Origin of the sequence: Kitasatospora sp. NPDC058162, assembly GCF_042884005.1 — a bacterium.
GTDB lineage: Bacteria > Actinomycetota > Actinomycetes > Streptomycetales > Streptomycetaceae > Kitasatospora.
Window position 1 is genome coordinate 281,932 of the sequence record NZ_JBHVUS010000001.1, and the last position, 13,682, is coordinate 295,613.

A 13,682-nucleotide genomic window follows, 5' to 3' on the forward strand; every position below is an offset into this window, starting at 1 on the left:
AACCGATGCCCCCGACACCGTCCGTCAGCACCACCACCGCCAGGAGGCTGGCGGTCAGCGCCCAGTACCTGGCCGGCCCGCCCGCCCCGCCGACCGTCGACGGCATCCAGCAGGTGCTGCGGGCCCTTCGCTGCCTCCAGCTCGACCCGATTACCGCGGTCGCCCAGAGCCACCTGCTGGTGCTGTGGAGCCGGCTCGGCCAGTACCGCCGCGAGGACCTCGACCACCTCCTCTGGGAGGCCCGGTGGCTGTTCGAGTACTGGGCCCACGCCGCCTCCATCGTGCTGACGGACGACTATCCGCTGCACGCCGCGACCATGCGCCGCTACCCGGCGGGGACGTCCAACTACGGCCGCAAGGTGGCCGGCTGGCTCAAGGCCAACGGTGCGCTGCAGACCCACGTGGTGCACCGCCTGACCGAGACCGGCCCGCTGCCGGCCGGCGGTTTCGACGACGTCGCCGAGACCCCGTGGGAGTCCAGCGGCTGGACGGCCGGGCGCAACGTCGAACGCATGCTGGACCACCTCTGGCTCCAGGGCCGCATCATGGTCAGCGGGCGCCGCGGCCGGACCCGGCTGTGGGACCTCGCCCCGCGCTGCCTGCCCGACACCGCCGCCACGACTCCGCTCCCCGACGCCGAGGTGGTCCCGCTGGCCGCCGAGCACGCCGTGCGCGCCCTCGGGATCGCCCGCCCGGCCGACATCCGCCAGCACTTCACCCGGGACCGCTACCCCGGTCTGGACGCCGCCCTGACCCGCCTGCTCGACGAGGGCCGCATCCTGCCGGTCCGGCCGGAGTGCGCCCCGTCCGGCGAGGACTGGTACGTCACCGCCGGCCTGCTGCCGCTCCTGGAACGGCTGGAGTCCGGCGCGTGGGAGCCCCGCACCACCCTGCTCTCCCCCTTCGACAACCTGGTCTGCGACCGGGCCCGCACCGAACGGCTCTGGGGCTTCGAGTTCCGCAACGAGATGTACGTGCCGCGTGCCAAGCGCACGTACGGCTACTACGTGATGCCGCTGCTGCACGGCGACCGGCTGGTCGGCCGGATCGCCCCCCGGCTGGACCGGCGCTCCCGGACCCTCCACCTCGAAGGCCTCTTCGTCGAACCGGACACCCCGACCGACGACACCCTGCGCGCGGGGCTGGCCGGCACCGTCGCCGCCCTCGCCGAGTTCGTCGGCGCCCGCGCGACCGTCCGCACCGGCCCCTGCCCGCCCGAGTGGGCCGATCTCTTCCCCGAGGGCTGACGGGAGGTCAGCTCCAGGTGCCGCCGTCGCCGAAGGTGAAGACGGCGTCGGGCTTGCCCGCCGAGGCGCCGGAGCGGGCGAAGGTCGCAGTGGAGGGACGGTAGACACCGAATGTGGTGCGGTTGGTGCCGTTCCAGTCGCCCACGATCGGCAGGCCGGAGTCCGTCGGTTGCGGCGCGGTGCGGCCGGCTCAGGATGGGCGACCCGGCGGGCCGTGGCATTCAACTGCGCGTTCTGAGCAGTTGAATGCCGCAGGGCAACGCCACTTACCTGTACCTGGCATCGCACCGCAGCCCTGGAGGACCCCGTGAATGCATCCACCCCGCCGTACACCCGGCGCATCGGGCCGGATGATTGGACGTACGTCGGCATGGGCATCCCGAATGTCTGCCAGCACGTGTACGAGGGTGACGGGGACCTGACCGTCGAGGCTCTGGCCGCGGCCGTGGCGAAGGTCGGTGACGCCTGCCCCGGGACGCGCCTGCGACGGAGGAAGCGGGCCTGGGTCGACAGCGGCGTCGCCCCGGAGGTGCGCGTGGTGAACCTCGAACCGGGACAGGACCTGCTGGCCCACCCCGCCCTGCAGACCACGCTCAACGACGGCGGAGCGACCTGTGAGGTCCTGTTCGTTTCCGGTGAAGCCGCCGGGGAGGGCGCCGGCGGTCCTGTGAGAACAGGCCGGCCGCTGCGGTTGGTCTTCCGGGGCTTCCACGGGATCACCGACGCGCGCGGCATGCTGGTGTGGGCGGCCACCGTCTTCCAGGCGCTGCGCGGCGAGGAGCCGCAGGCCGCGACCTCCACCCTCAACACCGGCGAGTTGCTGCAGCACCTGATGCCGCAGGGCCTGCCGCCCATCCAGCAGGGCGTGGGCAAGCCGGAGTGGACCACGCCGATGGCGCCGGCCCCCCGGGGGCCGCGGTACGGTCACATCTGGCGCCGGCGGACGGTCGACGGCGTCCACGCCGCGGTGACCGCCAAGGTGATCGCCGCCGTCGCCGCGATGACTCCGGACGAGCCCGTGTCGCGCCACTTCGTCCCCGTCGATCTGCGCCGCCACCAGCCGGATCTGCGCTCCACGGGCTGGTTGTCGCTCTCCGTCTACCTCGACGTCGAGCCGGGCACCGGCTGGGAGCAGGTGCACCGGGAGCTGCTGACCGCGCTGGCCGAGCGCCGGGAGTTCACGCTGCGCCCCGCCCGGTGGCTGCTGAGGATGCCGCTCCCGGTGATCCGCTTCTTCGGCGACAGCATGGAGGACAACGCGCGCCACAAGCAGCGCTACATGGGCGCCGCGTTCGTCGCCAGCATGGGCTCGGTCGACCTGGCGGAGTACAGCGCGCCGTCGTTCCGGGCTTCGACGGTGTACATCCTGGGCAGTGTGGGCCCCTCGGCTCCCCCCGGCATCGACGTCGTCGAGAGCGGCGGCCGCACCGAGATCGTGATCGCCTGGCGCGATGTGCCGGGCGCGGCCGAGCGGATGGACGCCGTGCTGGACGCGATCGCGGAGGCGTTGTCGCCGCGGGCCGACCGGGAGCAGGCCGCCAACCGCACCGATCGGGAGCCCGCGTCGTCGCGTTCGCTGCTGCGGATGTTCCGCGACCAGGTCGAGCTCACCCCCGACGCTATTGCCCTGACGGGCCCTCAAGGCGACGTCAGCTACCGTCAGTTGAGCCTGCGCGCGGACGCGGTGGCGAGCGCGCTGCGGGCCCGGGGCGTGGGCCGCGGTGACGTGGTCGGTCTGCTGGCGGAGCGGACGCCGGGCGCGATCGCCGGGATCTGGGGGATCCTGCGCGCCGGGGCGGCCTACCTGCCGCTCGACGTACAGCACCCGGACGCGCGGCTGGCCGACCTGCTGGGCGACTCGGGTGCCCGCTACTGCCTGGTGGAGGCGTCGCAGCAGACCCGGGAGCACACGCCGGACGGGTGCGAGCCGCTCGACCTGGACGACCTGGCGGCGGCCACGGCCGCGCCCGCCGGTGAGCCGGACGCCGACCCGCACCCCGACGACCTGGCCTACGTGCTGTACACCTCGGGTTCCACCGGACGCCCCAAGGGCGTCCAGGTCGAACACGCCGCGCTGCTCAACTACCTGCACTGGGGCGCCGAGGAGTTCGGGGTCGACGCGAGCACCCGGCTCCCGCTGCTGACCTCGCTGTCGTTCGACGTGTCCGGCACGTCGATCTTCCTTCCGCTGATCACCGGCGGGACCGTGGTCCTGGTCCAGGACCAGCCCACCCACCTGACGCTGCGCCGGATGCTGGAGGACTCCGGCGCCACCATGCTCAACCTCACCCCCTCGCACCTGGAGCTGATCGGCCGCCTGGACATCGCGCCGCGGGGGTTCCGCAGCATCGTCGTGGTCGGCGAGCAGTTGCGGGTCGAGGTCGCCGCGCGCGCCCAGGAGATGTTCGGCCCGGACTGCCGGATCATCAACGAGTACGGCCCGACCGAGGCCACCATCGGCTGCACGGCCCACACCTTCGACCCGGTGGGGGACGCCGACCGCGCCGCGGTCCCGATCGGTGTCCCGGCCCACAACACCCGGGTCCACCTGCTCGATCCCCACCGCCGGTTCGTGCCGAACGGCGAGGTGGGCGAGATGTACCTGGCCGGGGTCCAACTGGCCCGCGGCTACCTGGGTCGGCCCGACCTGGACGCCGAGCGGTTCCCCACCCTGGCCGACGGCGCCCGGGTGTACCGGACCGGGGACCTGGCCCGGCGGCTTCCCGACGGCACGCTGGAGTTCCTGGGCCGCATCGACGACCAGGTCAAGGTCCGCGGCCACCGCGTCGAGCCCGCGGAGGTGGCCGGCGCCCTGGAGGAGCACCCCCGGGTGGATCGCGCCGTCGTCGTGGCCCGGAGCCGTCCGGACGGCTCCGGCAAGGCGCTCTACGGCTACGTCCTGGTGAACGCCGAGGTGAGCGCCGAGGAGTTGCAGGCCCATGCCGCCCGGCGGCTGCCCGCCTACATGGTCCCGGCCGCGATCCTCGTGGTGGCGGAGCTCCCGTACAGCGTGGCCGGCAAGGTGGATGTGCGCGCCCTTCCCGACCCCTTCGCGGACCGGACGCCCACCGGCTCGGCCGACCCGGCGGAGGCGCCCGATCCCGACCGGGACGCGATCGAGTCCCGGGTCGCGCTGATCTGGTCGGACGTCCTCGGGGTCGACGAGGCCCGGATCGACGCCCGCAGCGACTTCCTCCAGCTCGGCGGCGACTCGCTCTCCGTGCTGACCATGCTGGCCGGCGTCTGCCGGGAGGTCCTGCCGCCGCGGACGGAGACCGAGTTCATGTCCCACCTCGGCCGGTTCATCGCCGACCCGACGCTCGACACCGTCTCGGCGATCGCCCGGGAGGTGTCCCGGGTACCGGTCGGACAGTTGCAGCAGGTGTAGCCGAACGCCGCCCGCCGCCCGCCGCCCGCCGCCCGCTTCGGGTGGCTGACGGCGGGCCGCAGCGGGGGGTGGTCAGGCGACCGGGTCGTGGGTGCGCGTGCCGTCGGACCACTTCACGACCAGCGGTACGGCCTGGCCGGCGGCCAGGAAGAGGGCTCCCATGGCGAGCCAGCCCGGCTCGCCCCAGCCGAGGCACACCAGGCCGAGCACCGGCGGGCCGATCGCGTTGGACAGGCCCTGGCCGATCGCGAACAGGCCCGAGTACTGGCCCTGCGCGTGCTCGGGGGCCAGACCGAAGGACAGCTCGAACGAGGCTGCGGTGTACCACAGTTCGGCCACCGTGAGGGCCACCACACCGAGCACGACGACGACCAGGGCAACCCATCCGGGCACGCCCCCCGCCGCGGCGATGAGGCCGGTGGAGAGGAGCAGCGCGGCCCCCGCGCGGCGCGCGGTGCGGCCAGCCGACGCGTTGTCGCGGACGCCGCGGCTGACCCGCACCTGGAGGCAGACCACCAGGGCGGTGTTGACCGCCACGCTCGCGCCGACGAACCACCGCGGCGCCTCGGTGTGCCCGATGATCCACAGCGGCAGGGCGAAGATCAGCACCTGGTTCTGGATGGACATGATCCCGTCCAGGACGGTGAGCGCCACGTACGGCCTGTCCTTCAGGGCCGGCCAGCGGCTGCCTCCCGCCGGGGCGGCCACCGGCGGCACGGACGGAACGAGGGAGGATGCCGCCGCGGAGAGCAGGAACGCGGCGGCGGTGCCGAGGATCAGGCACACGTACGCGGTCCGGGTGTCCAACTGGACGACGACGCCGGCCGCGAGGGCTCCCGCGCCGACGGCGATGTTGTTGAGGGCCCGCAGGTACGAGCGGTAGCGGGTGGGGTTCGGGGCGCCCAGGGCGCGGGTCAGCGGGCCGCGCGCGGCGGTGCCGGCCGAGACGGCCAGCTCGGCCACGCACAGGCAGGCGATCAGCGCGGGGAAGGACCGTACGAACACCAGCCCCGCCACGGCGAGGGCCTGTACGAAGAGCGTGACCCGGAAGACGTCGCGCGGGCCGTACCGGTCGGCCAGGTAGCCCACCGGGATGCCGGCGGCGAGTCCGATCAGGGCCGCGGCGCCCAGGGCGAAGCCGACCTGGGCCACCGGGAGGCCCACCGAGCGGGTGAAGAACAGCGCGGCCCCGGCGATGAAGAGGCCCTTGCCGATCTGGTTGACGAAGGTCGCGGCGGCGAAGGCGCGTTTGGCGCCCGTTTCGGGGAGGAGGCCGCGGGCCACCAGCCAGGCCGATAACCCTCGTTCGGCACCCTTCCCGGCCGCCCGCTCGGTCCGCTCGCCCGGCGGGCGCTGGCTGGTGGTGTCCACCTGGCTGTCTCCTCCGACTGCTCGTTGGCTGTGCTCGGGTACCCGTCAGGCGATCTTGTGGCGGGCACCGCCCTCGACGTGGATCGTCTCGCCGGAGATGAAGCCCGCGCGGAGGAGCCACATCACCAGGTCGACGACGTCGTCGGTCTCGCCGTGCCGTCCGACCAGGGTCCCAGCGGCGCTCTTGCTCAACAAGGCGGCCTTCTTGTCGCCGAGGCGGTCCCAGGCACCCGAGTCCACGACACCCGGCGAGACCGCGTTGACCCGGACCGGCGCCAGGTCCGCCGCCAGGTGGCGCGCGGCGTACTCGAGCGCGCCGTTCGTGATCCCCTTGACCAGCGAGCCCGGCCCGGGGCGCCAGCCGACGACACCGGAGAACAGCACCAGCGACCCGGTCGGCCGGAGCACCGGCGCGAAGTGCTTGGCGACCAGCATCGGGCCGACCACCTTCGCCGTGAACGCGGCCAGCAGCTTGTCGCGGTCCAGCTCGGTCGCACGGACGTCGTGCGGCGCCGAGCCGGTGGTCACGATGTGGTCGACCCCGTCGTTCAGCCGTTCCGCCGCGGCCGCGATCGTCGACTCGTCCTGCAGGTCGACCCGCACCGCCGTGGCACCGATCTCGCTCGCCAGCGCTTCGGCCGCGGCCATGTCGCGGGCACCGACGACCACGTCGTACCCGTCCTTCTTCGCCCGCCGTGCGACGGCCGCGCCGAGCGCCCGTGCACCGCCGATGACCAGGATCCGCTCCATCGAGCTCACTCCCTCTCCTAGGATCGGGTGAAAGGGTATGGATTTGATACCGGTATCTTCAACGAAACTGGGGGCAGCCATGGGCAAGGCCTACAACGTGATGGCAGCGACCTGCCCGAGCCGCACGGTGCTGCACCGCATCGGTGCCCGGTGGACCGTGTTCGTCGTCAACGCCCTCGAGGGCGGGCCCCGCCGCTTCAGCGAACTGAAGGCACACATCCAGGACATCACCCCGAAGGCCCTGACCGAGACACTGCGCTCCCTGGAGGCCGACGGCCTGATCAGCCGTCATGAGTACGAGGAGAATCCGCCCCGCGTCGAGTACGCCCTCACCCCGCTGGGCCGTTCCCTGCTCGTCCCGCTCCGTGCCGTACGGCGCTGGGCCGAGGAGCACGTCCCGGACATCGAGGCGGCCCGGGCCCGCCGGGCACTGCTCTGACCCGCCCTTCTGACTTTCCCTCAGGCGGACCGGTCGGCCGGACCCTCCGTCACGATCACTGCGGCGCCGCCGAGTTCGACCCGCAGGTCCGGCCCCGCCGCGGCGGTGATGGTGGCCGGACTGCCGAGCGCGTCGCCCATGTCGACGGCGATCCGCCGGGTGCCCCGGCCGCCCAGGTGGGCGGCGAGACAGGCCGTGCTGTTGGCGTTGGCGAGGTCCTCCGGAACACCGATCGACGGCGCGAACATCCGGGCCGCGAGCGCACCCTCGGGCGAGGGTTCCGAGTGGACGTACGCACCGAGCAGGCCGAACCGGTCGCAGGCCGCCTTGAGTTGGTCGAGGTCCGGGCGCAGCGCAGCGAGCGCGGCCCGGGTGCGGACGGGCACCAGCACGCGTTCCCGGCCCACGCCGGCGATCCGGACGTCCGGTCCGACCTCGTGCGGCGCGAGACCGAGGGTCGGCAGGACGAGGGCGCGTTCCTCCTCGGTGGGCTCGCGCAGGTCGACGGGGCCGGGGTCGAAGGCGGCGGTGATCAGCCCGCCGGCCCGCTCGGCCCGCCCGGCGAACTCGCGCCCGCCGGCCCGGAGGGTGGCGCGGTAGGGCCCGTCGCCGCCGTGCCGCGCCGCGAGCAGGGCGAGGGCGGCGATCGTGCCGTGCCCGCAGGCGGGCAACTCCCCTTCCGCGGTGAAGAAGCGCAGCTCGGTCGCGTCACCGAGCTGACGGACGTACACGGTGTGCGAGGTGCTCTGGGCGACCGCGATCCGGCGCCGCTCCTCGTCGCCCAGCGGCGCGCCGTCCGCGCCGTCCTCCAGGACGACGGCGGTCGGGCTGCCGCCCGCGCCGGCCCGCAGGCAGGCGCGGACGACCGTCACGTTCGGTGTGCTCATCGGGCCGTCACTTCGCCTCCTCCAGCGTGGCGTACCCGGTGGTCGCCGCGTCCGCGGCCTGGTGGGCGCCCTCCTGGAGCTGGAAGAGCGAGCCGAAGGGGCGCTCCGCGAACGGCAGGCGCCACGCCCCCGCCTCCACCCGTGCCGTGTCGGACACCTTACCGCGCAGCAGTTTCACCCCGGCCTCGTTGTGCCCGGCGTGCGGGCCGAAGTGGATCGGGAAGGCGTCGGCCGCCCGGTAGGCCGGCAGGAAGGCGCGGCGGAACCGGTCGGAGCGGTTCGGGGAGGAGTAGTGCAGGAGCAGGGGGTGGATGAAGACCACGCTGCCCGCGGGCGCCTCGATCGGCACGGCGAGCGCAGGGTCGGGGGCGTCGGTCCCCACGACCTTGCCGCGGAAGAAGCCGTCGACGTAGTGGTCGGCGAGACCGCGCAGGTGCGAGCCGGGGACGGCCTGGAGGGCGGAGTTCTCGGTGGTGGTGTCGTCGAGGTAGAGCAGGGCCGTCACCAGGTCGGTGTTGGTGTGGGGGTAGTAGGAGAAGTCCTGGTGCCAGTCCACGACGCTGCCCACCTGCGGGGCCTTGAGGTGGAGCTTGCTGTAGTGGAACAGGATGTCGGGGCCGATCAGCGCCTCGATGTGGTCGAGCAGTGCGGGGTGGGCGGCGGCCCGCTCGAACGCGGCGTGCTGCTTGGTGGGCGACCAGATCCGGCGGGCCATGCCGTTGTCGCCCGGCTCCACCTCGGCGACGGAGCTGATGTCGGAGACGGCGAGGATCTCGGTGATGGCGGTGTTGAGCTCGGCGACCTCGCTCGGGTCGAAGAGGCGCTCGACGACCGCGAAGCCGTTCGCGCGGTACTCCTTGACGAGTGCGGCCGTGTCGGGTGCGGACATGCGCGGGGTTCCTCTCTGCTGCGTGGCGGGGCGCGGTGGGGTGGAGCTCGTGCGGGTCCGCCCGGCGACGACCGCCCGGCGGACCCGCCATGGTTCAGGAAGAGCCATCGGTCTCCGGCGAGGTCACACCGCGGCCTTCTGGTGCTTGGCGACGGTGTCCGCGTAGATCTCCCGGAAGAACAGCGCGAGGATCTCCTGGACGTCGTCGATGTACTTGAAGACCTTCTGGAAGTCCTCCTCGCTGAAGATCAGCTGGTGGAGGATGTCCCACATCTCCTGGGAGTGGTCCTCGGTGGTGTCGACGTGGAGGTGGGCGGCCTGCCCCTTGACGCTCTCCTTGCCGAGCCGCTCCGTGAGGTTCTCCACGATGGCCGGCTGGAGCTTCACCTGGGTGTACTCCACCAGGTAGTTGGAGACGACCGGGGCGAGCACCCCCTCGTGCTCCAGGGCGTAGTAGAAGAAGCCCTCCAGGAGACGGGTCGACAGGTAGGGCTCGGTCGCCAGGATCTCCTCCTCGGTGATGCCGGCGGCCGCGGCGTCGCTGACGTACAGCCGGTCGTGCAGCATCTCGTCGGCCTGGTACTGCGCGTAGTCGCGGGCGGCCCTGGGCGCGATCTGGGCGATCTTGTAGATGGCCTTGGTCTGGCTCACCCGGGAGAGGCGGATCCGCCACACGTGCTCGATCAGGGTGCGGCGGTAGTACGCCTGGTGCAGGTCGGGCTCGGACAGGTGGGAGGCGAAGGGGATGGTGGCCTTCCACTCGGCCATCTTCTTGTCCATGTAGCGGTCGAGCTCGGCCTTCTTCAGCCTGCTCTGCTCCTCGTTGTAGAGGGGCTTCGGGTAGGTGATCCCGGTGTTCTGCACGCGGTTCATCGCGTTCTCCTTCATCAGGGGGTTCGCGGGGGAACGTTGCCGAAAGGGTCAGCCGAAAGGGTCAGCGGTAGCGGATGTGGAAGTGCTCGGTCGCGTGTCGGTCGAGGAAGGCGATCTCGGCGTCGAGGTCGTCGGCCGCCACGTCCCACAGGGCGTCCATCAGGCAGATCGCCCGGTCGGAGGCCTCGAGTTCGGTTCCCTCCGCCACGTGGACGCGCAGGATCCGGGGCGGACGGGTGGGCGGTTCGAAGCGGATCTCGTCGATGGTCCGCCCCTTCTCCCCGTACTTGCTGAGGAACACGGTCGCCCGGGTGGGCGAGCCGGTCCGCAGGGCCTCCAACTGGGAGGCGCGGGTGAGCCGTTCGTGGAAGGCGTCCCGTTCGCCGTCGGGCAGCAGCAGGGCTTCGATCCACAGGTCGAAGGAGGAGAGCCCGGTGACGGTCCGCACGCTGGGGTCGATGAGGCTGCCGCCCATCCGGGTGTTGATCTCGATGATCTCCCAGCGCCTCTTCGCCTCCCAGTACTTGACCTCGATGTGGAGCGGGCCGGTGGTCAGCCCGTACCCCTTCAGCGCGGCGAGGCATTCGGTGACGAAGTCGGCGCCCTCCAGGAGGAGTTCACGGTCGAGGCTGACCGGCGGGCTGACCGACATCCCCTCCAGGGTGGTCCGCTCCAGGCGCTCCACCCGGGCCTTCTCGTGGACGCACAGGTGGTGCACCCGTCCGTCGAGGACGAAGGTCTCGAAGCTGAACTCCGGGCCCTCGACGTACTCCTCCACGAGGAAGTCGTACCGGTCCATGAAGATCGCCCGCATGGCCTGGTCGGCGCGCATCTGCTCCTGGATCGCGGGCAGCTCGGCCAGGTCCTCGACGTCCTCCAGGAGGAAGGCCGCGAAGGACGCGGCACCGCGCACCGGCTTGACGAACCAGCGTGCGGCGGGGTCGAGTTCGGGGGTCACCCCGGGGGTGATCCGGTGGCCCCGGACCTCGCTCAGCCCCTCGGCGAAGAGATGCCGGCGCAGTTCGAACTTGTCGAGGCACAGCCGCAGCGCGGGCACGGCGGAGTCGCGGGCGCCGAGCCGCTCGTTGAGCTCGGACATCAGGAGCCGGTAGCCCTCGAAGCTGGCGAAGGCGGCCTCGATGCGGTAACCCCGGTCGGCGAACTCGCGGACGGCCTTCTCGACGTCGCCGGACTGCAGTTCGGATTCCTCGGTGACCACGCAGTCCGCCAGGTAGCGGCGGCTCGCCTCCAGGACCTCCGGCGACTTCGGCCGGGAGCTGACGGCCACCAGGTCCACGCCGACCCCGGCGACGGCCTCGGCGATCTGCTCCATGTACGACTTGCCCTGGTGCATGAGGAGCAGGACTGCTCGCTTCATCGGTGCATCTCCTCCGGATTGCGGGTCCGCCCTCAGTGCCGTCGGCCCGGCAACTGGCCCTCCGTCTCGCGCTGGTGGGCGCGCAGGATGTCCACCAGCCGGCCGGCGCCACCCGCACGGAGCGGGTCGACGACGGGCAGTCCGGTCTCGGCCTCCAGCTTCTCGGCCTCGCGGCGGTAGTCCTCCTCCGAGAAGCCGACGCTGTTGACGCTGACCGCGGCGACCTTGGCGGGCCGCCCGCTGAAGGCGCTGAGCTCCTCGTTCATGCGGATGATCTCGGGGATGGGCGGGATGGGCGTCTCCCAGACCTTGGTGCGCTCGGCGCCGAGGCGGTGGCAGAAGACCAGGACGTGGGGCATGGAGCTGTGCAGGATGGTGAGGGCGACACCGCTGCCCTGGACGTGGTTGAGGGCGGCCTGGCCCTCGACGACGACCCATTCGTTGCCGGCGGCGGCGTCCATGACGGACTTCTCGATGGCTCCGCCCATGAAGTCGCCGGCCACGCCGTCGACCGCGACGCCGTGGCCGGAGATCAGCAGGCCGCTCTGGCCGCTGGCGGCGAAGCCGGTGCGGATGCCGCGGCGGTTGGCCTCGTTCCAGATCTCCAGGCCGGCCGTCTTCTTGCCGATGTTGCAGTCGCTGCCGCAGGTGTGGATGATCCACGCGTCCAGGTCCAGGACGCGGGCCATGTTGAGCGGCACCTTCGGGGCGTCCTTGGTCTCCCAGACGGTGACGCCCTTGTCCCGGATGGCCCGGGCGATGTCCGGGTCGTCCGTGAGGCGGAAGTGGATCGAGTTGATCACGTGGAGGCCGTTCCGGACGGCCGCGAGGAAGTGCGGCTTCCAGTCCGGGGGCAGGTCGCCGGAGTGCAGCCCCTTGCCGACGATCATGACCTCGGGCCGCAGGTGCAGGGCGTCCTCGACGCGGCTGACGATCGGGATCGGGCCGCCGTAGCCGAGGACGTCCTGGACGGTCCGGCCGGCCGTACCGCTGTCGATCACCGCCACACAGCGGTCCCCGCGGTAGCGGAGCACCGAGGCGCCGATCTTGCTCGTGAAGAGTCCGAAGCACCCCTCGGCGAACAGCACGTACTTCTTGTCGATCAGCTCCGCCTGGTTCAACTGAGCCATGTCTTCCTCCACGGACTCGACGGTTCTACGGCCGATGGCACGGGACGGTGCGGGCGCGCTACTGGACGGGGGCCCTACTGGACGTGCTCCGCCGTCAGGCGGTACTGCTCACGCGCCTGGAGCACGGCCCGCTCGATCTGTTCCTGGGTGCCGCCCCGGAAGAGGAAGCGGCCGCCCTGGATCCTGGCGTACGAGCCGGGCCGGTATTCCAGGACCTCGCCCGGCCGGGGAACCAACTCCTGGTACACATAGGGGACTTCACCGATGAGTGGGGTGGCGTCGATGACCTTCTGGGGCAGCGGCCTGGGGCCGGGGACCATCAGCCAGCCGCCGCTCCGCTCCGGGCGGGGAGCGGGCAGGTCCACCGGGCGGCCGAGCAGCACGTCGACCCACAGCCGGAACAGGTTCACCCCGTGGACGTCGTGGACGACGTACGGCACATCGGCGCCCGGAGCCCGGGCACCGACCTCCAGGAACACCAACTCATCGCCGGTGTCGAAGAGTTCGAGGTGGAAGGCGGAGCTGCGCAGACCGAGCGCGGCGAGGCAGCGGAGGGCGAAGTCCTCGCAGCGCTCGCGCACCGCCGGGTCCGTCTGGAGGACGGAGCCGAGGGGTTCGCCCTGGAGCTCGAAGTCCAAACAGGTGGAGATGTAGCGCGAGGTGCACACGAACAGCGGTCGGCCCGTGGCGTCCAGGACACCGTCGACGTGCAGGATGTCGCCCTGCACGAACTCCTCGATCTCCAGGTCCTTCAGGCTCCGTTCGGCGCACAGCGCCCGCAACTCCTCCGCCGAGGCGATCCGGCTGACCCCCACACTGCCCGCCCCCCGCACCGGCTTGACGATCACGGGATAGCCGAACTCCTCACCGGCCGCGAGGACTTGCTCCTCGGTCCGGCACGAAGCCCAGCGCGGCACCCGCAGGCCCGCCTGCGCCACCAGCTCCTTCATGACGGTCTTGTCGCGGAACCGGGCGGTCTCCTCGCGGCGGGAGCCCTGGATGCCGTACCGCTCGCGCATGGTCGCCGCGTGCTCGAGGAGGGCTTCCGACAGCCCGATGACGTAGTCGAACGGGCCCTCGTCACGGACGACGGCGTCGACGACCTTCAGCACGCCGTCCAGGTCGTCGAGGTCCGGTACCACGTGGACCCGTTCGGCGTCGGCGGGCACTCCGCTGCGGCCGCCCTCGTCACAGACGTAGGTGACGTGGTCGACCGCCGGGTCGAAGATCAGCTCGGGGCCGGCGAGGCGGTTCTCCCAACGCCGCTGGTCCTCGTACAAGGGCCAGCGAGTCATGTACAGAATTGCGTTGGGCATGGATGTCGCCTCAC

12 protein-coding genes are annotated in these 13,682 nt (G+C 72.0%); 3 read left to right on the plus strand and 9 right to left on the minus strand.

Annotated features, from left to right (window positions below):
* Positions 1-5: 5 nt before the first annotated feature.
* On the plus strand, positions 6-1,247 hold the full coding sequence (locus ACFVXG_RS01150) for a winged helix-turn-helix domain-containing protein (protein ID WP_387923056.1): 1,242 nt from the start codon (positions 6-8) through the stop codon (positions 1,245-1,247).
* A gap of 7 nt (positions 1,248-1,254) precedes the next feature.
* On the opposite strand, the gene ACFVXG_RS01155 is transcribed toward ACFVXG_RS01150, so the two are convergent.
* A complete protein-coding gene (locus ACFVXG_RS01155; RefSeq protein WP_387923058.1) occupies positions 1,255-1,392 on the minus strand; it encodes a hypothetical protein in 138 nt (45 codons plus the stop codon).
* A gap of 162 nt (positions 1,393-1,554) precedes the next feature.
* Here ACFVXG_RS01155 and ACFVXG_RS01160 point away from each other — a divergent pair, with 162 nt between their 5' ends.
* Positions 1,555-4,635: an amino acid adenylation domain-containing protein gene (locus ACFVXG_RS01160; protein WP_387923060.1), complete on the plus strand. Its 3,081-nt coding sequence runs from the start codon at positions 1,555-1,557 to the stop codon at positions 4,633-4,635.
* Between the two features lie 72 nt (positions 4,636-4,707).
* Here ACFVXG_RS01160 and ACFVXG_RS01165 read toward each other — a convergent pair whose 3' ends face one another.
* Entirely contained in the window at positions 4,708-6,006 is a 1,299-nt protein-coding gene (locus tag ACFVXG_RS01165) for an MFS transporter (RefSeq protein ID WP_387923062.1), read from the minus strand.
* Positions 6,007-6,051: 45 nt separating this feature from the next.
* Entirely contained in the window at positions 6,052-6,756 is a 705-nt protein-coding gene (locus ACFVXG_RS01170) for an SDR family NAD(P)-dependent oxidoreductase (protein WP_387923846.1), read from the minus strand.
* 79 nt (positions 6,757-6,835) lie between these two features.
* On the opposite strand from ACFVXG_RS01170, the gene ACFVXG_RS01175 reads away from it, so the two are divergent.
* Positions 6,836-7,195 carry a winged helix-turn-helix transcriptional regulator gene (locus ACFVXG_RS01175; protein WP_387923064.1) on the plus strand — a complete coding sequence of 120 codons (360 nt, stop codon included), beginning with the start codon at positions 6,836-6,838 and terminating at the stop codon, positions 7,193-7,195.
* Positions 7,196-7,215: 20 nt separating this feature from the next.
* On the opposite strand, the gene ACFVXG_RS01180 is transcribed toward ACFVXG_RS01175, so the two are convergent.
* The 6 genes from ACFVXG_RS01180 to ACFVXG_RS01205 form a co-directional block, all read right to left on the minus strand.
* The gene (locus ACFVXG_RS01180; RefSeq protein ID WP_387923066.1) at positions 7,216-8,082 is read right to left on the minus strand and encodes a PhzF family phenazine biosynthesis protein; all 867 of its coding nucleotides are present in this window, start codon (positions 8,080-8,082) and stop codon (positions 7,216-7,218) included.
* 7 nt (positions 8,083-8,089) lie between these two features.
* The gene (locus tag ACFVXG_RS01185; protein ID WP_387923068.1) at positions 8,090-8,971 is read right to left on the minus strand and encodes a phytanoyl-CoA dioxygenase family protein; all 882 of its coding nucleotides are present in this window, start codon (positions 8,969-8,971) and stop codon (positions 8,090-8,092) included.
* Positions 8,972-9,094: 123 nt separating this feature from the next.
* Complete coding sequence (locus tag ACFVXG_RS01190; protein WP_387923070.1) at positions 9,095-9,844, minus strand: iron-containing redox enzyme family protein; 750 nt, start codon at positions 9,842-9,844, stop codon at positions 9,095-9,097.
* A gap of 61 nt (positions 9,845-9,905) precedes the next feature.
* Positions 9,906-11,222 (minus strand): acetyl-CoA carboxylase biotin carboxylase subunit family protein, encoded by a 1,317-nt coding sequence (locus ACFVXG_RS01195; RefSeq protein ID WP_387923072.1) that lies wholly within the window; start codon positions 11,220-11,222, stop codon positions 9,906-9,908.
* 32 nt (positions 11,223-11,254) lie between these two features.
* A complete protein-coding gene (locus tag ACFVXG_RS01200; RefSeq protein WP_387923074.1) occupies positions 11,255-12,352 on the minus strand; it encodes a DUF1611 domain-containing protein in 1,098 nt (365 codons plus the stop codon).
* A gap of 74 nt (positions 12,353-12,426) precedes the next feature.
* Positions 12,427-13,647 carry an acetyl-CoA carboxylase biotin carboxylase subunit family protein gene (locus tag ACFVXG_RS01205; RefSeq protein ID WP_387923076.1) on the minus strand — a complete coding sequence of 407 codons (1,221 nt, stop codon included), beginning with the start codon at positions 13,645-13,647 and terminating at the stop codon, positions 12,427-12,429.
* Between the last annotated feature and the right edge of the window lie 35 nt (positions 13,648-13,682).